General features: G+C 52.0%; 17 protein-coding genes, 1 tRNA gene and 1 other RNA gene. 4 read left to right on the top strand and 15 right to left on the bottom strand.

Annotation, left to right across the window (positions count from 1 at the left end):
• Positions 1-6 precede the first annotated feature (6 nt).
• From bcsA to bcsR, 3 genes are read right to left on the bottom strand one after another with little or no spacing between them, the layout of a single operon-like run.
• Positions 7-2625 (bottom strand): UDP-forming cellulose synthase catalytic subunit, encoded by a 2619-nt coding sequence (gene bcsA / locus AB4H76_RS01460; protein ID WP_000025914.1) that lies wholly within the window; start codon positions 2623-2625, stop codon positions 7-9.
• Positions 2622-3374, bottom strand: coding sequence for a cellulose biosynthesis protein BcsQ (gene bcsQ / locus AB4H76_RS01455; protein ID WP_000279530.1), 753 nt, complete (start codon positions 3372-3374; stop codon positions 2622-2624). Before bcsQ ends, bcsA begins: the two co-directional genes overlap by 4 nt.
• 11 nt (positions 3375-3385) lie before the next feature.
• Positions 3386-3574, bottom strand: coding sequence for a cellulose biosynthesis protein BcsR (gene bcsR, locus AB4H76_RS01450; protein ID WP_001063318.1), 189 nt, complete (start codon positions 3572-3574; stop codon positions 3386-3388).
• Positions 3575-3846: 272 nt separating this feature from the next.
• Here bcsR and bcsE point away from each other — a divergent pair, with 272 nt between their 5' ends.
• From bcsE to bcsG, 3 genes are read left to right on the top strand one after another with little or no spacing between them, the layout of a single operon-like run.
• Entirely contained in the window at positions 3847-5418 is a 1572-nt protein-coding gene (gene bcsE, locus AB4H76_RS01445; RefSeq protein ID WP_085452742.1) for a cellulose biosynthesis c-di-GMP-binding protein BcsE, read from the top strand.
• Positions 5415-5606 carry a cellulose biosynthesis protein BcsF gene (gene bcsF / locus AB4H76_RS01440; protein WP_000988308.1) on the top strand — a complete coding sequence of 64 codons (192 nt, stop codon included), beginning with the start codon at positions 5415-5417 and terminating at the stop codon, positions 5604-5606. Before bcsE ends, bcsF begins: the two co-directional genes overlap by 4 nt.
• Positions 5603-7282: a cellulose biosynthesis protein BcsG gene (bcsG, locus tag AB4H76_RS01435; RefSeq protein ID WP_000191622.1), complete on the top strand. Its 1680-nt coding sequence runs from the start codon at positions 5603-5605 to the stop codon at positions 7280-7282. Before bcsF ends, bcsG begins: the two co-directional genes overlap by 4 nt.
• An 86-nt stretch (positions 7283-7368) precedes the next feature.
• Here the strand turns inward: bcsG and ldrD are convergent, their stop codons facing one another.
• The 3 genes from ldrD to AB4H76_RS01420 all read right to left on the bottom strand — a co-directional run bounded on the left by ldrD (position 7369) and on the right by AB4H76_RS01420 (position 8442).
• Positions 7369-7476 (bottom strand): type I toxin-antitoxin system toxic polypeptide LdrD, encoded by a 108-nt coding sequence (gene ldrD / locus AB4H76_RS01430; RefSeq protein ID WP_000141634.1) that lies wholly within the window; start codon positions 7474-7476, stop codon positions 7369-7371.
• 375 nt (positions 7477-7851) lie between these two features.
• Entirely contained in the window at positions 7852-7959 is a 108-nt protein-coding gene (locus AB4H76_RS01425) for a type I toxin-antitoxin system toxin Ldr family protein (protein ID WP_001295224.1), read from the bottom strand.
• 375 nt (positions 7960-8334) lie between these two features.
• Positions 8335-8442, bottom strand: a complete 108-nt coding sequence (locus AB4H76_RS01420) for a type I toxin-antitoxin system toxin Ldr family protein (RefSeq protein ID WP_001295224.1) — start codon at positions 8440-8442, stop codon at positions 8335-8337.
• A 475-nt stretch (positions 8443-8917) separates the two neighbouring features.
• Between AB4H76_RS01420 and AB4H76_RS01415 the strand changes: the two genes are divergently transcribed.
• A complete protein-coding gene (locus tag AB4H76_RS01415; protein WP_001295225.1) occupies positions 8918-10189 on the top strand; it encodes an aromatic amino acid transport family protein in 1272 nt (423 codons plus the stop codon).
• 29 nt (positions 10190-10218) lie between these two features.
• On the opposite strand, the gene dppF is transcribed toward AB4H76_RS01415, so the two are convergent.
• The 9 genes from dppF to AB4H76_RS01370 all read right to left on the bottom strand — a co-directional run bounded on the left by dppF (position 10219) and on the right by AB4H76_RS01370 (position 20362).
• The gene (dppF, locus tag AB4H76_RS01410; RefSeq protein WP_000107012.1) at positions 10219-11223 is read right to left on the bottom strand and encodes a dipeptide ABC transporter ATP-binding subunit DppF; all 1005 of its coding nucleotides are present in this window, start codon (positions 11221-11223) and stop codon (positions 10219-10221) included.
• Entirely contained in the window at positions 11220-12203 is a 984-nt protein-coding gene (dppD, locus tag AB4H76_RS01405) for a dipeptide ABC transporter ATP-binding protein (RefSeq protein WP_001196486.1), read from the bottom strand. Before dppD ends, dppF begins: the two co-directional genes overlap by 4 nt.
• A 10-nt stretch (positions 12204-12213) precedes the next feature.
• Complete coding sequence (gene dppC, locus AB4H76_RS01400; protein ID WP_000084677.1) at positions 12214-13116, bottom strand: dipeptide ABC transporter permease DppC; 903 nt, start codon at positions 13114-13116, stop codon at positions 12214-12216.
• Positions 13117-13125: 9 nt separating this feature from the next.
• Positions 13126-14145 carry a dipeptide ABC transporter permease DppB gene (dppB, locus tag AB4H76_RS01395; protein WP_000938855.1) on the bottom strand — a complete coding sequence of 340 codons (1020 nt, stop codon included), beginning with the start codon at positions 14143-14145 and terminating at the stop codon, positions 13126-13128.
• 307 nt (positions 14146-14452) lie between these two features.
• Positions 14453-16060, bottom strand: a complete 1608-nt coding sequence (dppA, locus tag AB4H76_RS01390; RefSeq protein WP_001222883.1) for a dipeptide ABC transporter substrate-binding protein DppA — start codon at positions 16058-16060, stop codon at positions 14453-14455.
• A gap of 742 nt (positions 16061-16802) precedes the next feature.
• Positions 16803-16936, bottom strand: a non-coding RNA gene (locus AB4H76_RS01385) — RtT sRNA.
• A gap of 34 nt (positions 16937-16970) precedes the next feature.
• A tRNA-Pro gene (locus AB4H76_RS01380) sits at positions 16971-17047 on the bottom strand.
• Positions 17048-17138: 91 nt separating this feature from the next.
• The gene (gene eptB / locus AB4H76_RS01375; protein ID WP_001269197.1) at positions 17139-18830 is read right to left on the bottom strand and encodes a kdo(2)-lipid A phosphoethanolamine 7''-transferase; all 1692 of its coding nucleotides are present in this window, start codon (positions 18828-18830) and stop codon (positions 17139-17141) included.
• Between the two features lie 323 nt (positions 18831-19153).
• Entirely contained in the window at positions 19154-20362 is a 1209-nt protein-coding gene (locus AB4H76_RS01370) for an MFS transporter (RefSeq protein WP_000189019.1), read from the bottom strand.
• Between the last annotated feature and the right edge of the window lie 201 nt (positions 20363-20563).

Raw genomic sequence — 20563 nt, 5'->3', positions numbered from 1 at the left:
TTATCATCATTGTTGAGCCAAAGCCTGATCCGATGGTTGTGCCGTTTCGCTCCGCTCCGGGCGGCGCGGAATAAACGATACAACCCAGGAAACCAGAGAAGTCAGCACACGGAATATGCCCTTCACCGAAGAAGGCGCAAACTCCGCCAGATGGCGGTAGCCACGGAAGCCGAGCTTCAGAATATCCAGCAGACTTTCCAGCGGCTTATCTTCCGGGTAGCTGTCCTGCCAGAGCGCCCATGTATCCGCACGGGCAAACGTACACTGCACAAAATCGATATGTTGCTGGGTGGTGAGCGGCATTAATTTCAGCCCAACTTCATTACCCATCACGCGCGCCACCTGGGTCGGGAAGACGTATTCCTGCTGACCGCGTTTAAGCAACAGATTCACTTTCTGCCCTTCCAGAATCTGCGCCTGACCGTTGATCTTGATCCCCAAACCACCGTCGGAGAAATCCTGAACGGTACACGAGAAGAGGTGACCATCTTCGCGGGCAATTGCCGCGGGCATCGTCATCTCCACGCGGTGCGATCGGCGTACCTGTTTGCTTTCTACCGATACTGCAACTGCGCCGCCAAGAACAATCAGGTTGTAGAATACCCACACCATACTGACGACCACGGTGAGCATCTCGGTTGGCGGGCCATAGAAGTAGCGCCAGATGCCTACCGCAACGCCCACCAGGTTGAGCAGGACAAGGAAGATGTAGGGCCGCGAGATCACCCAATCGACGTACTCTTCTTCCACCAGTCCACCTTTGGCGGTGACGTTAAATTTGCCTTTGTGCGGGTTAATCAGCGCCACCAGCGTCGGTGGTGCGATATACCACGCCAGCACCGTTTCGTAGATTTCACTCCAGAAAGAGTGGCGATATTTGCCCTGGATCTTGGAGTTGGTCAGGCTGGCATGGATCATATGCGGCAGCACGAATAGGGCGATCATCAACGCTGGCGCATAGATGATGTAGGCATGAAGCAGCAGGAACGCCAGCGGCGCAGTCAGGAAGATCAGCCGTGGAATGCCCGACAAGAAGTGGAACATGGCGTTGACGTAGCACAGCCGCTGAGCAAACTTCAGTCCTTTACCGGTGAGCGGGTTATCGAGACGGAAGATTTGTACCATCCCGCGCGCCCAGCGAATACGCTGACCGATATGCGCCGACAGACTTTCGGTCGCCAGCCCCGCCGCCTGCGGAATACGCATATACGCGGAGGTATAGCCACGACGGTGCAAACGCAGAGAAGTATGCGCATCTTCAGTCACGGTTTCGACAGCAATGCCGCCAATTTCATCCAGCGGCTTACGACGAATCACCGCACAGGAACCGCAGAAGAAAGTGGCGTCCCACATATCGTTGCCATCCTGCACCAGACCATAGAACAGCGTGCCTTCGTTCGGTGTTTTACGAAAACGCCCCAGGTTGCGTTCAAACGGGTCCGGCGAGAAGAAGTGGTGTGGAGTCTGCATCATCGCCAGCTGTTTCTCTTTCAGGAACCAGCCCATGGTCATTTGCAGGAACGATCGCGTTGGTACGTGGTCGCAGTCGAAAATCGACACGAACTCGCCTTTGGCATATTTCAGCGCATTGTTGATGTTGCCCGCTTTCGCATGTTCATGAGTGGTACGGGCGATATATTTCACCCCCACGTTTTGCGCAAACTGGCGAAACTCTTCCCTACCGCCGTCATCGAGGATCCAGATGTTCAGCTTGTCTTTCGGCCAGTCGATACCCAGCGAGGCGTAAATAGTATTTTTCACCACGTTGAGATCTTCGTTGTAAGTCGGGACAAAGATATCCACCGACGGCCACAGCGACATATCTTTCGGCAATGGCACCGGCTGACGATTCAGCGGCCATACTACCTGGAAGTAGCCGAGCACCAGCACAATCCACGCGTACGTTTCAGCGAAGAGCAGAATAAGCCCGCACACCAGGCTGACCGGATCGTCCCAGTTCAGCGTAGAGGTGTAACGCCACCAGATATAACGGCAAGAAACGGTCAGCGACAGCACAATCAACATTAGCGCCGAGAAGCGCCCCGGCATCCGCCGTACGATCAGCGCTACACCCCACAGCAGCATCAGGAAGATAAACTGCGCCAGCGGGTTAAACGGTTGAGTAACGCAGATTAACGCCAGAATCAGCGAGAAGGTGACGATGATACCGAGGATCAACCGCCGCGCCCCGGCACTCAAATGACCGAGCTCTTTTTTCTCATCAAGATGCTGTGTTTTATGGCTAACGCGCTCAGGCAGCTCGTTCATCCATTGATGGTAACGTCCACGAATATTCTGCAGACCTGAAAATGCCCGCCTGCGCGGTTTCGGCGTTTCTTTGCGCGATGTACCGATCAGTAACCAGCATGTTTGAATGAGATAACGGACCGGGTCCAGCGGACGCGGACGCGAGGCGTTGATATGCGGATACAGGTTTTTATGTTCTGCGCGAATACGCTGCCAGCGCGGGTGCTCCAGCGGAATAAAAATCCAGGCCAGGATCATCCAGAAACAGCCGAGCGTCGCGCTGAAAGCCGACGCACCGTGACGACGATAATCGCGATAACGCCCGATAAGCCGCGCGTTGACCGGCGGGATAAGCAACCACCGGGTCAGGATACTCATGATGCACTCCCGACTGGCGTTTTCAGCCCGGAGTAGTTCAACAGGCACCAGTTCGCCAGCGTCAGTATCTCTTCAGCCGCCAGCGCATCACTGCGATATTCACCTACTGGTTGCTTAGCCGCCAGGCATTCAGCCATCGCTTCATCACGATGAATGAGCATCGGCAGTAATCGGCGCTGGCTTTGCAACCAAAGCTGGTAAATATCGTCCTGAACCTGACTGCCAATACGGAAGTTATTAATCAAAATATGTGCGCCATCCGGCAGCGCTTGCTGATGCAGTCGGATATGGCAGTTGGCATCCACATTGACGATTGCCAGCGAGTGATCGCACAAACTCAGCAGCTGGTGGGTTATCTGCGAGGCATCACGCGGTAAGTCGATTAAAATCCACTGGTAACGCCCGCTGGCTTTTAGTTGCTGTAAGCCGGAGCAAATATCGCTCAGCCGGGTTTGCCAGTGCTGTGGATTTTCTTGTTCTTCAATGGATAACTGACCAAAAGGCAGCAAATCGAGCTGCGAGGTGTAGCGCAACCCGGCGTCACGCCAGTCCTGGCCATCCAGCATCGCTCTGGCCCAGCCCTGACGGTGGGTAAAATCAACGTTAAATGACAGGCGCAACAAGTTGTCCGGGCAGGCATCGACCACCAGGACATTTTCTCCCAACATTTGTAATGACCAGGCTAATGCGGCGGTGATGGTTGTTGTCCCCACGCCTCCCCGCACCCCCTGCAATCCCAGTACGGCCATTCACCAATCCCCTACTTTTGTTGCGCAAACTCTGCCAGCAACGGCCAGCGTTTTAATGCCGCGGCCAACTGTTCGCGTTGGGAAATATCGGCATAATCAATATCAGGCAGTGAAAATGCCTGCTTTAACGCCACAATATCATTCTGGAAGATATAGCCTATCGCGGGATCAGGCAGAGTATCTGGTTCATTGTTATTCATATTGCTTGATCCCTATGAAATAACCGTACCGTTCATGAGACAATTCTAACCGTGAGCATTTCGCCGGTTTATTGTTTACGGCGAGACGGGAATTTGCTCACTTTTTGACTTTCCGTTACGCAACAGAAAAAGTTAAAAACGAAAAGACTAAAATCACACGTCTTGTGACCTTCTAAATTGATTCACATGCTAAATCTGATAAGTTTTAATTTCAATGGTAGGTTTATTTCTTAGCTTTCGCTAGTAAACTGATAATCAGACAAAATGGTGACATGAGGGACATTGTGGACCCTGTATTCTCTATCGGTATCTCATCATTATGGGATGAGCTGCGACATATGCCAGCAGGCGGCGTCTGGTGGTTTAACGTCGATCGCCATGAAGATGCTATCAGTCTGGCGAATCAAACAATTGCATCCCAGGCTGAAACCGCACACGTCGCGGTCATTAGCATGGACAGCGATCCGGCGAAAATCTTTCAATTAGATGATTCTCAAGGGCCGGAAAAAATAAAATTATTTTCAATGCTAAATCATGAAAAAGGTCTATACTATTTGACCCGTGATTTGCAGTGTTCTATTGATCCCCATAATTACCTTTTTATTCTTGTTTGCGCAAATAACGCATGGCAAAACATTCCTGCCGAGCGGCTTCGCTCATGGTTGGATAAAATGAATAAATGGAGCAGGTTAAACCATTGTTCGCTTTTGGTAATTAATCCCGGAAATAATAACGATAAACAATTTTCATTGTTGCTTGAGGAATACCGTTCACTTTTTGGTCTTGCCAGTTTGCGTTTTCAGGGTGACCAACATTTGCTGGATATTGCCTTCTGGTGCAACGAAAAAGGGGTCAGCGCCCGTCAGCAGCTTAGCGTTCAGCAACAAAATGGTATCTGGACATTAGTTCAAAGCGAAGAGGCGGAGATCCAACCACGCAGCGACGAAAAACGCATTCTGAGTAATGTTGCTGTACTGGAAGGTGCGCCGCCGCTATCGGAACACTGGCAACTGTTCAACAATAACGAAGTCCTGTTCAATGAAGCCCGTACCGCTCAGGCGGCGACGGTGGTCTTTTCTTTACAGCAAAATGCGCAAATCGAGCCACTGGCCCGCAGCATTCATACCCTGCGTCGCCAGCGCGGTAGTGCGATGAAAATCCTCGTGCGGGAAAATACCGCTAGCCTGCGCGCCACCGATGAACGTTTGTTATTGGCCTGCGGTGCAAATATGGTTATTCCGTGGAATGCGCCACTCTCCCGTTGTCTGACGATGATCGAAAGCGTGCAAGGGCAGAAGTTTAGTCGCTATGTGCCGGAAGATATCACTACCTTGCTGTCAATGACCCAGCCGCTCAAACTGCGTGGTTTCCAGAAGTGGGATGTGTTCTGTAATGCCGTCAACAACATGATGAATAACCCTCTATTACCTGCCCACGGTAAAGGCGTTCTGATTGCCCTACGTCCGGTACCGGGTATCCGCGTTGAACAAGCCCTGACGCTGTGTCGCCCTAACCGTACCGGCGATATCATGACCATTGGCGGTAATCGGCTGGTGCTGTTTCTCTCATTCTGTCGGATTAACGATCTGGATACCGCGTTGAATCATATTTTCCCATTGCCTACTGGCGACATTTTCTCAAACCGTATGGTCTGGTTTGAAGATGATCAAATCAGTGCCGAGCTGGTGCAGATGCGCTTGCTTGCCCCAGAACAATGGGGCATGCCGCTGCCTTTAACGCAAAGTTCTAAACCGGTCATCAATGCCGAGCACGATGGTCGCCACTGGCGACGAATACCAGAACCCATGCGACTGTTAGATGATGCTGTGGAGCGCTCATCATGATGACCATCAGCGATATCATTGAAATTATTGTCGTTTGCGCACTGATATTTTTCCCGCTGGGCTATCTGGCGCGGCACTCTTTGCGACGCATTCGCGACACCTTACGTTTGTTCTTTGCTAAACCTCGTTATGTTAAACCGGCCGGGACGTTACGCCGCACGGAAAAAGCCAGGGCAACCAAAAAATGACTCAATTTACGCAAAATACCGCCATGCCTTCTTCCCTCTGGCAATACTGGCGCGGCCTTTCCGGCTGGAACTTCTATTTTCTGGTTAAGTTCGGCCTGTTGTGGGCGGGATATCTTAACTTCCATCCGCTCCTCAATTTGGTGTTTGCCGCGTTTCTGCTGATGCCCCTTCCGCGCTACAGCCTGCATCGCTTGCGCCACTGGATTGCCCTGCCGATCGGCTTTGCTTTGTTCTGGCATGACACCTGGTTGCCTGGCCCGGAAAGCATAATGAGCCAGGGTTCGCAGGTGGCGGGGTTCAGTACCGATTATTTAATCGACCTTGTCACACGCTTTATTAACTGGCAGATGATTGGGGCCATTTTTGTTTTATTAGTGGCCTGGTTATTCCTGTCACAATGGATTCGCATTACCGTTTTTGTGGTTGCCATACTGCTATGGCTGAACGTACTTACCCTGGCGGGACCAAGTTTCTCCTTGTGGCCAGCCGGACAACCGACGACCACTGTAACAACGACGGGTGGTAACGCAGCGGCAACCGTTGCGGCGACGGGTGGCGCACCGGTAGTGGGTGATATGCCCGCACAAACTGCACCGCCAACAACGGCGAACCTTAACGCCTGGCTGAATAATTTCTATAACGCGGAGGCGAAACGTAAATCGACCTTCCCGTCTTCGCTGCCCGCTGATGCTCAGCCATTTGAACTACTGGTGATTAACATCTGTTCGCTTTCCTGGTCGGATATAGAAGCCGCCGGGTTGATGTCGCATCCACTGTGGTCGCATTTCGATATTGAGTTCAAGAACTTTAACTCCGCCACCTCCTACAGTGGCCCGGCGGCGATCCGTTTACTGCGCGCCAGCTGCGGGCAGACTTCGCACACTAATCTGTATCAACCGGCAAATAACGACTGCTATCTGTTTGATAACCTTTCGAAACTGGGCTTTACCCAGCACCTGATGATGGGACATAACGGCCAGTTCGGCGGTTTTTTGAAAGAAGTTCGCGAAAATGGCGGCATGCAGAGCGAATTGATGGATCAAACAAATCTGCCGGTTATTTTGCTGGGCTTTGATGGTTCGCCGGTTTATGACGATACCGCTGTGCTTAACCGCTGGCTGGACGTTACCGAAAAAGATAAAAACAGCCGTAGTGCCACGTTCTACAACACGCTTCCACTGCATGACGGCAACCATTATCCGGGGGTCAGCAAAACAGCGGATTACAAAGCGCGGGCGCAGAAATTCTTTGATGAACTGGACGCCTTCTTTACTGAACTTGAGAAATCGGGTCGTAAAGTGATGGTGGTCGTGGTGCCGGAACACGGCGGCGCGCTGAAGGGCGACAGAATGCAGGTATCTGGCCTACGTGATATCCCTAGCCCGTCTATCACCGACGTCCCCGTTGGGGTGAAATTCTTCGGCATGAAGGCACCGCATCAGGGGGCACCGATTGTCATCGAACAACCGAGCAGCTTCCTGGCTATCTCCGATCTGGTGGTTCGCGTTCTCGATGGCAAGATTTTCACCGAAGACAATGTTGACTGGAAAAAACTCACCAGTGGGTTGCCACAAACAGCACCGGTCTCCGAGAACTCAAATGCAGTAGTTATTCAATACCAGGATAAACCGTACGTTCGCCTGAACGGCGGCGACTGGGTGCCTTACCCGCAGTAAGAACGAAAAAGGCCGCAGAGTTTCCCCCCTGCGGCCTGGTCCGGGCGCAAATTGCCATTACGGCAGCCTGACGCCCGCATGACACGTTACTTCCGCTTGTTCAGCCAGTTCACGATCATACTGGCAAGAATGCCAGCAATGACCGGAGCCGCTAAATCATGCCAGAAGGCCATGCCCAGCTCTGCGAACGTCATATAGCCGCCTGTGTTGTAATGACAACGTTTCGCGGCTATTCTTGAGTGGTCTAGAGTTAAGATTAGCCCCCGTGGTGTTGTCAGGTGCATACCTGCAACGTGCGGGGGTTTTCTCTCTCCAGCAACCAATGCCACCAGGGATAAAGCCCCCGCAACATTGCGCCTCACCGGAACCTTTCCGGCTTGCCGCTGATTCTACGACTGTTTTTCTGTTCCGGAATCCGTCACGTCTTCACTCTGTGCTGCGCATTCCGCAGAATATTATCCGCTTGCAACCGTTGCATTTTTCTTACGAAAAAGGCCGCAGAGTTTCACCCCTGCGGCCTGGTTCGGGCGCAAATTGCCATTACGGCAGCCTGACGCCCGCATGACACGTTACTTCCGCTTGTTCAGCCAGTTCACGATCATACTGGCAAGAATGCCAGCAATGACCGGAGCCGCTAAATCATGCCAGAAGGCCATGCCCAGTTCTGCGAGCGTCATATAGCCGCCTGTGTTGTAATGACAACGTTTCGCGGCTATTCTTGAGTTGTTCAGGTTCAAGAATGGCCCCCGTGATGTTGTCAGGTGCATACCTGCAACGTGCGGGGGTTTTCTCTCTCCAGCAACCAATGCCACCAGGGATAAAGCCCCCGCAACATTGCGCCTCACCGGAACCCTTCCGGCTTGCCGCTGATTCTACGACTGTTTTTCTGTTCCGGAATCCGTCACGTCTTCACTCTGTGCTGCGCATTCCGCAGAATATTATCCGCTTGCAACCGTTGCATTTTTCTTACGAAAAAGGCCGCAGAGTTTCACCCCTGCGGCCTGATCCGGGCGCAAATTGCCATTACGGCAGCCTGACGCCCGCATGGCACGTTACTTCCGCTTGTTCAGCCAGTTCACGATCATACTGGCAAGAATGCCAGCAATGACCGGAGCCGCTAAATCATGCCAGAAGGCCATGCCCAGTTCTGCGAGCGTCATATAGCCGCCTGTGTTGTAATGCCAACGTTTCGCGGCTATTCTTGAGTTGTTTGGGTTCAAGATTAGCCCCCGTGATGTTGTCAGGTGCATACCTGCAACGTGCGGGGGTTTTCTCTCTCCAGCAACCAATGCCACCAGGGATAAAGCCCCCGCAACATTGCGCCTCACCGGAACCTTTCCGGCTTGCCGCTGATTCTACGATTGCTTTTTACTGTCAGCACCCGGCAATCTTCCTCATTGCGCGATGCCTTCCAGCTTAATTTCTTTATTTGCAATAGTTGCAGTTCATATCCGGGCTGACTCCAGACTGGTAGTGAAATGCGCAATTTTGTAGAATTGCGCCTCCTCGCGACCTCCCCAGTGAATCTGTTGCCTCATTTTTTACATACTGCGTATTCGACTTCTCCACCTGTTGCGCAAGAGAAACTGGGTTTATTCATTTTTGCGAGGCCGACTTCTTTCTGGACAGGACTTTATGCAGCACAACACACTATCGAAACACAATCAGAAATTGCCGTTTACACGCTACGACTTCGGCTGGGTTTTATTATGCATAGGCATGGCGATTGGTGCCGGAACCGTGCTGATGCCAGTACAAATTGGCTTGAAGGGAATTTGGGTATTTATTACCGCAGCGATCATTGCTTATCCTGCCACCTGGGTAGTGCAGGACATTTATTTAAAAACCCTTTCTGAAAGCGATTCCTGTAATGACTACACCGATATTATCAGTCATTACCTGGGGAAGAACTGGGGAATTTTCCTCGGGGTTATCTACTTTTTGATGATTATCCACGGGATTTTTATCTACTCTCTCTCCGTGGTTTTCGACAGCGCCTCGTACCTGAAAACCTTCGGTTTAACCGATGCCGATCTTTCACAATCTCTACTTTATAAAGTCGCTATTTTCGCCGTACTGGTGGCGATTGCGTCTGGTGGTGAACGATTACTGTTTAAGATTTCCGGGCCAATGGTGGTGGTCAAAGTAGGGATTATTGTCGTGTTCGGTTTTGCGATGATCCCGCACTGGAATTTCGCCAATATAACCGCCTTCCCGCAAGCCTCCGTCTTTTTCCGCGATGTCTTGCTTACCATTCCATTTTGCTTCTTTTCTGCAGTATTTATTCAGGTACTTAACCCAATGAATATTGCCTATCGTAAACGGGAAGCGGATAAAGTACTGGCAACCCGGCTCGCGCTGCGTACCCACCGAATTAGTTATATCACGCTCATCGCGGTGATCCTGTTTTTTGCCTTTTCGTTTACCTTCTCAATTAGCCACGAAGAAGCCGTTTCTGCCTTTGAACAAAATATCTCAGCACTGGCGCTGGCCGCGCAGGTGATCCCTGGGCATATCATTCATATCACCTCTACGGTGCTTAATATCTTTGCCGTACTGACCGCATTCTTTGGCATTTATCTCGGTTTCCACGAGGCCATTAAAGGCATTATTCTCAATCTGTTAAGCCGAATTATTGATACCAAGAAAATTAACTCACGCGTGCTGACTCTGGCGATCTGCGCTTTTATCGTCATTACGTTGACGATTTGGGTTTCGTTTCGTGTATCGGTGCTGGTGTTCTTTCAGTTGGGAAGCCCGTTATATGGTATTGTGTCGTGCCTCATTCCGTTTTTCCTGATCTATAAAGTCGCACAACTGGAAAAACTTCGCGGATTTAAAGCCTGGCTGATTCTGCTGTACGGCATTTTGCTATGCTTGTCGCCACTGTTGAAGCTGATTGAGTAAACCGGAGCGCATGGCCCCGGTTTTGTGAGTTAACGCTGCGGATTTTCATCCTGATCAACAGCAAAACAAGCTACCAGTTGACCGCCGTAGTCTTTTAGCTGCGGCTGCAACTGGGTGCAGGGGCCGAAGCGCCGACGACATCGGGCGTTGAAGGCGCAACCCGGCGGTGGATTCAGTGGGCTTGGTAGTTCACCGCTGAGCTTGATGCGCTCGCGGCGATCGTCCGGGTTCAGGCGCGGCGTCGCGGAAAGTAGCGCCTGAGTGTACGGATGGCGCGGGTTATTGAAGATTTGGTCTTTCGTTCCCTTCTCCACGCAGCGGCCCAGGTACATCACCATCACTTCATCAGCAATGTGCTCCACCACCGACAGGTCGTGGGAGATAAAGACATAAGACAGCCCCAACTCCTGCTGCAAATCCATCATCAGATTCAGCACCTGCGCGCGCACTGAAACATCCAGCGCGGAAACCGGTTCATCGGCAATCACCACATCCGGGTCGAGCATCAGACCACGGGCGATGGCGATACGCTGACGCTGACCGCCGGAGAACATATGCGGATAGCGGTCATAGTGCTCGGTTTTCAGGCCGACTTTCGCCATCATCGACAGGGCTTTTTCCCGACGCTGTTCTTTGCTTAAGCTGGTGTTGATCAGCAGCGGCTCTTCAAGAATTTGCCCGACTTTTTTACGCGGATTCAGCGAACCGTAAGGGTTCTGGAAGACGATCTGGATTTTCTGCCGACGCAGCTTCTGCGCCTGCGGATCGTGCTTAAGCAGATCCTGCCCCTGGTAATACAGCTCGCCACCGGTGGGCATTTCAATCATCGTCAGCAACCGACCGAGGGTCGATTTACCGCAGCCAGATTCGCCCACTACTGCCAGCGTTTTGCCACGTTCAAGGTTAAACGAAACGCCATCCAGCGCTTTAACCAGACGTTCCGGCGCGAACATGCCTTTCTTCACCGGATAATGTTTTTTCAGGTCGATAGCCTGCAACAGCGGTTGTTGCAGGGTGGCCTCTTGCGTACTCATAGTGTCGGCCTCCCGGCATCATCAAGTGGGTAATGGCATTTGGACTGACGCCCGTCAGCGAGCATATTCAGCGCCGGTTCTTCAGCGCGACATCTGTCAGTGGCATAGGGGCAGCGCGGGTTAAGCAGGCAGCCGTTCGGGCGGTCGTACTTGCCGGGAACGACACCTGGCAACGACGCCAGACGTTCTTTGTCCTGAGCAAATTCTGGCAGCGCACGCAGCAATGCCTGAGTATACGGGTGACGCGGCGCATGGAAGATGGCGTGCGCATCACCGGTTTCCACCACCTGGCCTGCATACATCACGATGATTTTATGTGCCGCTTCCGCCACCAGCGCCAGGTCATGGGTAATTAACACCAGCGCCATGTTCTCTTTCTGCTGTAGCTCCAGCAGTAGTTCGATGATTTGCGCCTGAATGGTCACGTCCAGCGCGGTGGTCGGTTCATCGGCAATCAGCAGTTTTGGCCGACAGGCAATCGCCATGGCGATCATCACGCGCTGGCTCATGCCGCCGGAAAGCTGATGCGGGTAAACATCCAGACGCGATGCCGGATCGGGAATACCGACCTGATTCAGCAGGTCAATCGCTCGCTGACGGCGGGTACTTTTGTTGCCGCCCTGATGCACCTTAATCGCTTCCATAATCTGGAAACCCACGGTGTAGCACGGGTTAAGGCTGGTCATCGGGTCCTGGAAGATCATCGCCACTTCGGCACCCACCAGGTTGCGGCGCTCTTTTTCTGAGATACGCTGCAAATCCTGGCCGTTAAACTCCAGTTTTTCTGCCATTACGCGGCCCGGATAATCAATCAGCCCCATAATCGCCAGTGAACTGACCGACTTACCGGAGCCGGACTCACCCACAATCCCGACCACTTCGCCCTGTTTTACGCTGTAGCTGATGCGGTCTACGGCGCGGAACGGCGCGCTTTCGTCGCCGAAATGCACCGATAATTTATCTACATTTAATAACGCCATCTCGAACCTCTTACTGCTTCAGTTTGGGATCGAGCGCGTCACGCAGACCGTCACCCATCAGGTTAAATGCCAGCACCGTCAGCAGGATCGCCAGACCCGGGAAGGTCACGACCCACCAGGCGCTTTGCGCGAACTGCAACACGTCGGAGAGCATGGTGCCCCACTCAGGCGTTGGCGGCTGTGCCCCCATGCCGAGGAAACCAAGAGCAGCCATATCGAGAATGGCGTTAGAGAAACCGAGCGACGCCTGAACAATCAGCGGCGCAAGGCAGTTCGGGAAGATGTTAATAAACATCTGACGCATCGCCCCGGCACCCGCCACGCGAGACGCGGTGACGTAATCGCGGTTAACTTCCACCAGCACGGCGGCGCGGGTTAAGCGCACATAGTGCGGCAAGGCAACGAAGGTCAGTGCCAGCGCGGCGTTACCAATCGACGGGCCGAAAATTGCCACCAGCACCAGCGCCAGCAGCAGACTTGGCAGCGCCAGCATGATATCGACCACGCGCATAATGATGTTATCGACCAGGCCGCCAAAGTAACCGGCGATCAGGCCGAGAATAACGCCCATAATCAGCGATAACACAACTACCAGACAGCCAACCAGCAGCGACAGGCGCGCACCGTACATCAGGCGCGACAGCACATCACGGCCTACGTCATCGGTGCCCAGCAAGTGCGCCATGCTGCCGCCTTCCTGCCAGGCTGGCGGGGCGAGCAGTGCATCGCGGAACTGTTCCGCCGGGTTATAGGGTGCAATCCAGTTGGCAAAGATCGCGATGAACAGCACGATGACGACGTAAACCAGCCCGACGACCGCGCCTTTGTTGCGTTTAAAATAGTGCCAGAACTCCTGTAACGGGGTCATCGGCACCGGTGCGCTAATCACTTTATTTTCAGTAACCTGTGACATGATGTCCCCTTACTTCTTATGACGAATACGCGGGTTCACCACGCCGTACAGCAGATCGACCAGCAAGTTGACGAGGATAATCATCGTCGCCACCAGCAATACGCCGCCCTGCACTACCGGATAGTCGCGGCGTTGCAGTGCGTCAATCAACCAGCGTCCCAGACCGGGCCACGAGAAGATGGTTTCGGTCAGAATCGCCCCCGCCAGCAATGTTCCCACCTGCAGGCCGATAACGGTCACCACCGGCAGCATCGCGTTACGCAGCGCATGGACGATAATCACCCGCATGCGGGTTAGCCCTTTGGCGCGCGCGGTGCGGATGTAATCCTCGCCCAGCACTTCCAGCATCGAGGAGCGTGTCATACGCACAATGACCGCCAGCGGAATAGTACCCAGCACAATGGCAGGCAAGATCATATGGGCGACGGCATCGATAAAGTTGCCGTCTTCACCCCAGATGGCGGTGTCGATTAGCATAAAACCGGTTAACGGATTGGAGTCATCGAGGAACACCATATCGCTCACGCGACCGGAGACGGGCGTCAGGTTCCAGTGCACCGAAACCAGCATGATCAGCATCATGCCCCACCAGAAGATAGGCATTGAATAACCTGTCAGCGCCAGGCCAACCGCTGTGTGATCGAAAATGGAACCGCGTTTAACCGCAGCCAGCACGCCGACCGGAATACCGACTGCCGTAGCAAAAATCATCGCGCAGACGCCAAGTTCCAGCGTGGCCTGGAAGCGCGGCACGAACTCTTCCCAAACCGGGATGCGGCTTTTCATTGAAATGCCTAGATCGCCATGCATAACGCCCCAAATGTAATGGAGATACTGCTGCCACATCGGTTTATCTAAGCCGAGTTCAGCCAGCAGCTGCGCGTGACGCTCTGGGGAGATCCCACGTTCGCCCGCCATGATCATCACCGGATCGCCCGGGATCATGTGGACAAAGGCAAATGTGAGAAGGGTAATACCGATAAACGTGGGGATGACGAGTCCCAAACGTCGGAGAATAAACTGCAACATAACCCGGATTCTCTATAGTGACCCGCAGCCTGGAACTGCGTGTCTGTATTGCTCACAAATCAATTCCCGCCCTTATCGGACAGGGAATGAAGTATTGCTGCCGGATGGCGCTGCACGCAGAGGCACAGCGCCACCGGGTATACAGATTGTTGACAAAGTGCGCTTTGTTTATGCCGGATGCGGCGTTAACGCCTTATCCGGCCTACAAAATCGTGCAAATTCAATACATTGCAGAATTTTCGTAGGCCTGATAAGCGGAGCGCATCAGGCATTTTTGCCTTTGCCATCAGTCTTGTATGGCTTTTAATTATTCGATAGAGACGTTTTCGAAGTGATGTTTGCCTAATGGATCAACCACATAGCCTTTAACTTCTTTACGTACCGGTTCAAACACGGTGGAGTGAGCGATGATCAGTGCCGGAGCCTGATCGTGCATCACCACCTGCGCTTGTTTGTACAGTTCAACGCGTTTATTGTGGTCGTCGGTAGCACGCGCCGGTTGAATCAGATCTTCAAACGGTTTGTAGCACCATTTTGAGTAGTTGGAGCCTTGTTCAGAGGCGGCGCAGCTGAACAGGGTGGCGAAGAAGTTATCCGGATCCCCGTTATCGCCAGTCCAGCCCATCATTACCGTCTGGTGCTCGCCATCTTTCGCACGCTTGAGGTACTCACCCCATTCGTAGGTGACAATTTTGGCCTGCACGCCGACTTTCGCCCAGTCTGCCTGAATCATCTCCGCCATGCGGCGAGCGTTCGGGTTATACGGACGTTGTACCGGCATCGCCCACAGGTCGATGGAGAAACCTTTTTCCAGACCCGCTTCTTTCAGCAAGGCTTTCGCTTTTTCAGGATCGTAGGTGTAGTCCTGAACGTCGTCGTTATAGCCCCACATGGTTGGCGGGATCAGGTTTTTCGCTGATACGCCCGCGCCCTGATAAACCGCTTTGATGATCGCGTCTTTGTTCACCGCGTAGGTCAGAGCCTGGCGAACTTTCACGTCATCGAGTGGTTTTTTCTGCACGTTATACGAGAGATAACCGACGTTCAGCCCCGGCATTTCCATCAGATTGATGGATTTATCCTGCTTCATGCGAGCGATATCTGCCGGGTTCGGGTACGGCATCACCTGGCATTCATTCTTCTGCAATTTCGCGTAACGCACGGAAGCGTCAGGGGTAATAGAGAAAACCAGCGTATCGATCTGCGGTTTGGTGCCCCAGTAGCCATCAAACGCTTTGTAGCGGATACGGGAATCTTTTTGATACTGCTGTAACTGGAACGGACCGGTTCCGATTGGGTTGAGGTCCAGTTTTTCCGGTGTACCGGCTTTCATCATCGCATCAGCATATTCTTTTGACAGAATAGAGGCGAAGTCCATTGCCAGGTCAGCGAGGAACGGCGCTTCCGGGCGAGTCAGCACAAACTGAACGGTGTTGTCGTCCACCTTTTTCACTTCACTGATCAGCTCTGGCAAGCCCATGCCTTCGAAGTATTCGTAGCTGCCGCCAGAAACTTTATGGTACGGGTTTTGCGCGTTTTTCTGACGATCGAACGAGAACACCACATCATCGGCGTTCAGTTCACGCGTCGGTTTGAATTCTTTATTGTCGTGCCACTTCACACCTTTACGCAGATGGAAGGTATAGGTTTTACCGTCTTCGCTGACTTCCCACTTTTCAGCGAGGCCCGGGATCACTTCGGTGGTGCCGATTTTAAATTCAACCAGACGGTTATAAAGCGGGACGGAAGAGGCGTCATAGGTGGTGCCGGAGGTAAACAGCTGCGGGTTAAACCCTTCCGGAGATCCTTCTGAGCAATAAACCAGAGTTTTAGCCTGAACACTTGCTGCGACGGTCATAGCCACCAGGCTGAGACCAAGCTTCAGCATCCCTGACTTTTTCAAGGAAATACGCATTATTCTGCTCCAATTGTGATGTTTGTTGTTTTAACCCTTTGCAGTGGGTTGTCGCTGCCTGACCTTTTTTGTTTTTTGCCCGGTCGGGTCAACGTTATGAGGTGGGGATGCCGTACTAATTAACATCAGTGTAACAGTGCGGATCCTCCATAAAATGCCCCTCGTGACCTACAATCTGTCAACAGAATGTGAAAACGTCAATACAGCCAACCGGGATTTACACCAACGGTGAGAATCCACAAACAAAGATTAAAAAAACTTCAAACAGCTATTTGCAGCAGAGAAATTTGTGCTACTCCAACATGACCAGAACAATCAGCTTAATATTTAGCAACATTTGGTGATTAAGTTTTATGCATTTAATGAAAAAAATCTGAGGAAAAGGTGGATATCTGAGCGATTAATACCATGAACGCTAAAACGCACAGCGGAAAATGCCAGGGCCAGCCATAAGTAACGCAAAAAAAGATTTAAGCAAATATAAAAAAAGACAATGGTTTCTGTCACAAATCCGTTAATGGATAGTGAGATATGGGGCGCAAATTTGGCAGGGAAATGTGTGTCGTGTAGGTCGAATAAGGCGGTCGCGCCGCATCCGACAATGGCCGGCACATTTGCCTGATGCGACGCTGACGCGTCTTATCAGGCCTACGTCGAGTCGAACCTCCCTGCCCCCGGAGGTTCTCATCCTCATGAGCTGCAGATGCAAAAAAGCCTGCTCGTTGAGCAGGCTTTTCGAATTTGGTCGGTGATAGAGGATTACTCGCCACTTCGTGGCTCGCCCTGCGGGCCGTTGCTGGCGCAACGTTCTCTCGCTTCGCTCGAGTCGAACCTCCCTGCCCCCGGAGGTTCTCATCCTCATGAGCTGCAGATGCAAAAAAGCCTGCTCGTTGAGCAGGCTTTTCGAATTTGGTCGGTGATAGAGGATTCGAACCTCCGACCCCTTCGTCCCGAACGAAGTGCGCTACCAGGCTGCGCCAATCACCGAATGCGGGGCGCATCTTACTGCGCAGATACGCCCTCGTCAATCCCTTAATAGCAAAATGCCTTTTGATCGGCGAGAAAGTCAGCAGGCCGCTTAGTTAGCCGCTGCCTCTTTTGCCTGCGGGATGTGACACCAGTTGTTGTTTTCGTTAATTCCACCATCCGGTGAAGTATAGCCAAGACAACCCATGATGGTATCGTACAGCTCTACGTGACGGCGTGGCACTTTCATGTCGGCTTCTTTTTTCAGCTGCGCAAACGCCTGCGCATTGGCCGGATTTTCCAGATATTTATCTGACATCCAGACCATCATCGGTACGCGGAACTGCTCCGGCGGTGCCAGTTCACGCGGCGTGCCGTGCAGGTGCTCGCGTTCATTAATTGACTCACCGTGGTCAGCTGCGTAGAACACAATCGCTTTCTTATCGCGAACCTGATCAATCACGCTGGAGATAAAGTGATCCACATAGGTCACCGAGTTGTCATAGGAGTTGATCATCTGCGCTTTGGTACAGCCGCTATCAACACCAATACATTCCGGCTTCCACTGCGCGAAGCTACGCGGATAACGCTGGGTGTAGTTAAAATGCGAACCTTTGGTATGCAGAATGATCAGATGCTTACCATCCGGGTTGCGCCCTAGCGATTGCTGCATTTCGTCTACCAGCAACATATCATCTACCGGCTTGCCACGATTACGTGGCTCCGCACCAATCTGCTCACGATAAGCAATGTTGTCCGCCATCGTGTTGCTGTAGAACCACATTTCGCTCTGCATAGCGTAGAGGTCAGAACTGAATCCTAACTGCTTCAGAACCGCGAAAATGTTCTGTTCTTTTAATGTGCGCTGCGGATTATCTTCCGCGCCCCCCTGACGTACAAACATGCAACGCAGTGAGAGTTTGGTTGCGGTATCACAGGAGTAACCACGGAACGCCGCCAGATTTTTCTCCTGGGCCAGTTTCGGCGTGGTATTACGCTCATAGCCGAAAATACCCATATGGTCCCAACGCGTGGTTTCACCGATGATAAACACGACATAAGTGTCATCAACGTTTTGCGGTGCCTGATAAGTGAATTTCTTCGCCGGATTAAGCAATGAATTATTATCGGAAGATTCATCGACCCGCGCCCAGGCATACAGCCCCAACGCAGAAAGCCAGTTTGATGGCAGATAAGAGTTCGCTACGACACCGCCATAACTCGGCAAATCAACGCCGGTCGCCCTCTCCACTTTCTTCTGCTGGATATCCAGCAAACGAATCGGTGCCCAAACCATAATACCCGCCAGTACGACGACCGCCAGGCTGCGAATACGCTGCCCTGGGGTTCGCAGTTGTCGGAGCAAGGTGTAGCGACAGCGGTTATTCCAGATAAGGATAAGAGGCAATGCACTAACGGCGATTAACCAGAGAATAAAGTTCAGACCAACAACTTCTTTTGACAGGTCGATATCGGTGGTCATGACGGAAGCGATGATGCCATAACCAATGACCACATTAAGGAAGGTCATGTAATAGCTGGCACCTGCGGAAAAGAGCACCACCAGCGATGCCAGAATACGCCAGCTGCGGCGGCCAAACAGCGAAAGAAGACGTAGTAAAAAGAAGGTCACCAGTACGGTGGCGGCCAGTTCAACAACAGCAGAAATGCCTTTCCAGACGGTAAAATCGTGCGCATAGCTGCCGAAGCGGCGGTAAAAAACCGCGCCATTCATAAAAAGGCCAATATAGATTGCAAGCAAAAAGCTCAGCTTCTGCTGTGTAATCGATTTGATGTATCTCATGCAAACAAACCCTGGACAAACAGGTGATAACACCCTGCTTAGTGGCTTTTCAGGCCCGGCAGGGAAAAAGTGCGGAGGTAGTCAGATAAGTAAAATCTACACGCGCGAATAAGTAGACCACAGCAAAGGGAAAAAGTGTGGGGAAAGAGTGTGCATGAAGCACAAATTTACAAAAATGCAAGTTTGAAAAGAGACTTTAGCGTTACAAAAAGCAGTAAAAAGGGCCAGTTAATTGGCCCAAATTTTACGAGTCATTGTTTATACATTTCGTTGATGCGTTTGATGCACACGGAAGCTGAAGCCCAGTAGCTCGCGGCTGAGCATTAAAGGGAGCCATGCGCCTCACGCAACATTTTCTGCTCTGGCTGACGAATCGTCGTAGAAAGCGCCAATGACAGAATCAGCAGGGCGAAAATCACGTAGAAGGTCACATAGAAGCCGCCAAACAGTGAGGCGATAATCGAACCACAAATGCTACCGATACCGAAACCGAGATAAATCACACCGTAGTTTTTCGCCAGGTTATTGAGGCCAAAGAACTCACTGACCAGTGACGGAAAGACGGTAATAGTGCCGCCAAAGTTAAATGCCACGCAGGCAATCGCTGCAAAGAACGTCACTGCATTCAATGGTGCAAACAGCAGGGCCGCCATACCCACCAGCGATATCACCTGACCAATGGTAATAACACGGATACGGGCGATTTTGTCAGACAGAATACCCAGCACCAGACGACCTGAAAGGTTGGCGATGGAAATAACAGTGACTGCATTGGCTGCGGAAACCACATCAAGGTGTGCCAGACTTTGGGCGATATCTTTCGCTACCCCAATCACGTACAGGCCGCTCATGCAGGCGGTCAGGAACATTACCGCTAACATCCAGTACTGCGGTTTACGCATCGACTCTGCCAGCGTGTAATCTTTCTCCACCACACCATTGCTGGTTTTCACTTCCTGTTTTGGTGCGTCTTTCATTAACGTTGCGCCGAAAACAATCATCAACAGCGCAATCGCTCCCCAAATCACAAAGGTTTTTTCCAGACCGACCGTTTCCAGCAGCTGCGTGTCGATAAATTTGAAACCCAGGCTACCCAGACCATAAGAACCGATAGCGAACGCGGAGATCAGACCTTTACGCTCCGGGAACCACTTCACACAGTTAGAGAGCGTCAGCAGATAACCCGCGCCATCTGCCAGTCCCACCAGCACACCGGCGCTTAACCACAGCATCATCAGGTTGTCAGAATGCGCTGTCAGGAAGAAGCCTAATCCCAGCAAAATGCCGGAAGCCATGGTGACGCGTTTAACGCCAAAACGTTCCTGTAATTTGCCCGCAACAGAAGACGAAATTGCCAGCCCCAGACTTAACAAGCCGAAAGAGAAAGCGACCTGGCTTACCGGCGCATCCAGCTTGGCGGAAAGCGCGCCATTAAACAGGCTCCAGGTATAAACCGACCCCAGCGCAAACTGGGTAATGATAGTACCGATGAGTGTCAGCCAGCGGGTACGCTGATAATTTGAAGGTGTCATGGCAGTATTCCTGCAGTAATAAAAAGGAAAAATCTCTGCCGACAACCATAACGAAGTGCACTTTATGCCTGGGGAAAAACGGCATGAAATGCCATCAGAACGGAATGAAATGCCTTAGTTCAGGAATGAATGACGCGACAATTATTCACCAAATTTATTATTTGGTAAGTTAGCACCCACTATCGCCACAACTATTGTTAT

Origin of the sequence: Escherichia sp. UTM R2, from assembly GCF_048593455.1 — a bacterium.
Classification (GTDB): Bacteria; Pseudomonadota; Gammaproteobacteria; order Enterobacterales; family Enterobacteriaceae; genus Escherichia; species Escherichia coli.
This window is presented reverse-complemented; position numbering and strand designations above follow the sequence as displayed.

Excerpts from the sequence above, each read along its gene's own strand:
- AB4H76_RS01415 (WP_001295225.1), top strand. The coding sequence starts at position 8,918 with ATGCAGCACAACACACTATCGAAACACAATCAGAAATTGCCGTTTACA.
- ldrD (WP_000141634.1), bottom strand. The coding sequence starts at position 7,476 with ATGACGTTCGCAGAGCTGGGCATGGCCTTCTGGCATGATTTAGCGGCT.
- AB4H76_RS01420 (WP_001295224.1), bottom strand. The coding sequence starts at position 8,442 with ATGACGCTCGCAGAACTGGGCATGGCCTTCTGGCATGATTTAGCGGCT.
- bcsG (WP_000191622.1), top strand. The coding sequence starts at position 5,603 with ATGACTCAATTTACGCAAAATACCGCCATGCCTTCTTCCCTCTGGCAA.
- bcsF (WP_000988308.1), top strand. The coding sequence starts at position 5,415 with ATGATGACCATCAGCGATATCATTGAAATTATTGTCGTTTGCGCACTG.
- bcsA (WP_000025914.1), bottom strand. The coding sequence starts at position 2,625 with ATGAGTATCCTGACCCGGTGGTTGCTTATCCCGCCGGTCAACGCGCGG.
- dppF (WP_000107012.1), bottom strand. The coding sequence starts at position 11,223 with ATGAGTACGCAAGAGGCCACCCTGCAACAACCGCTGTTGCAGGCTATC.
- bcsR (WP_001063318.1), bottom strand. The coding sequence starts at position 3,574 with ATGAATAACAATGAACCAGATACTCTGCCTGATCCCGCGATAGGCTAT.
- bcsE (WP_085452742.1), top strand. The coding sequence starts at position 3,847 with ATGAGGGACATTGTGGACCCTGTATTCTCTATCGGTATCTCATCATTA.
- dppC (WP_000084677.1), bottom strand. The coding sequence starts at position 13,116 with ATGTCACAGGTTACTGAAAATAAAGTGATTAGCGCACCGGTGCCGATG.
- bcsQ (WP_000279530.1), bottom strand. The coding sequence starts at position 3,374 with ATGGCCGTACTGGGATTGCAGGGGGTGCGGGGAGGCGTGGGGACAACA.
- dppA (WP_001222883.1), bottom strand. The coding sequence starts at position 16,060 with ATGCGTATTTCCTTGAAAAAGTCAGGGATGCTGAAGCTTGGTCTCAGC.
- AB4H76_RS01370 (WP_000189019.1), bottom strand. The coding sequence starts at position 20,362 with ATGACACCTTCAAATTATCAGCGTACCCGCTGGCTGACACTCATCGGT.
- AB4H76_RS01425 (WP_001295224.1), bottom strand. The coding sequence starts at position 7,959 with ATGACGCTCGCAGAACTGGGCATGGCCTTCTGGCATGATTTAGCGGCT.
- dppD (WP_001196486.1), bottom strand. The coding sequence starts at position 12,203 with ATGGCGTTATTAAATGTAGATAAATTATCGGTGCATTTCGGCGACGAA.
- dppB (WP_000938855.1), bottom strand. The coding sequence starts at position 14,145 with ATGTTGCAGTTTATTCTCCGACGTTTGGGACTCGTCATCCCCACGTTT.
- eptB (WP_001269197.1), bottom strand. The coding sequence starts at position 18,830 with ATGAGATACATCAAATCGATTACACAGCAGAAGCTGAGCTTTTTGCTT.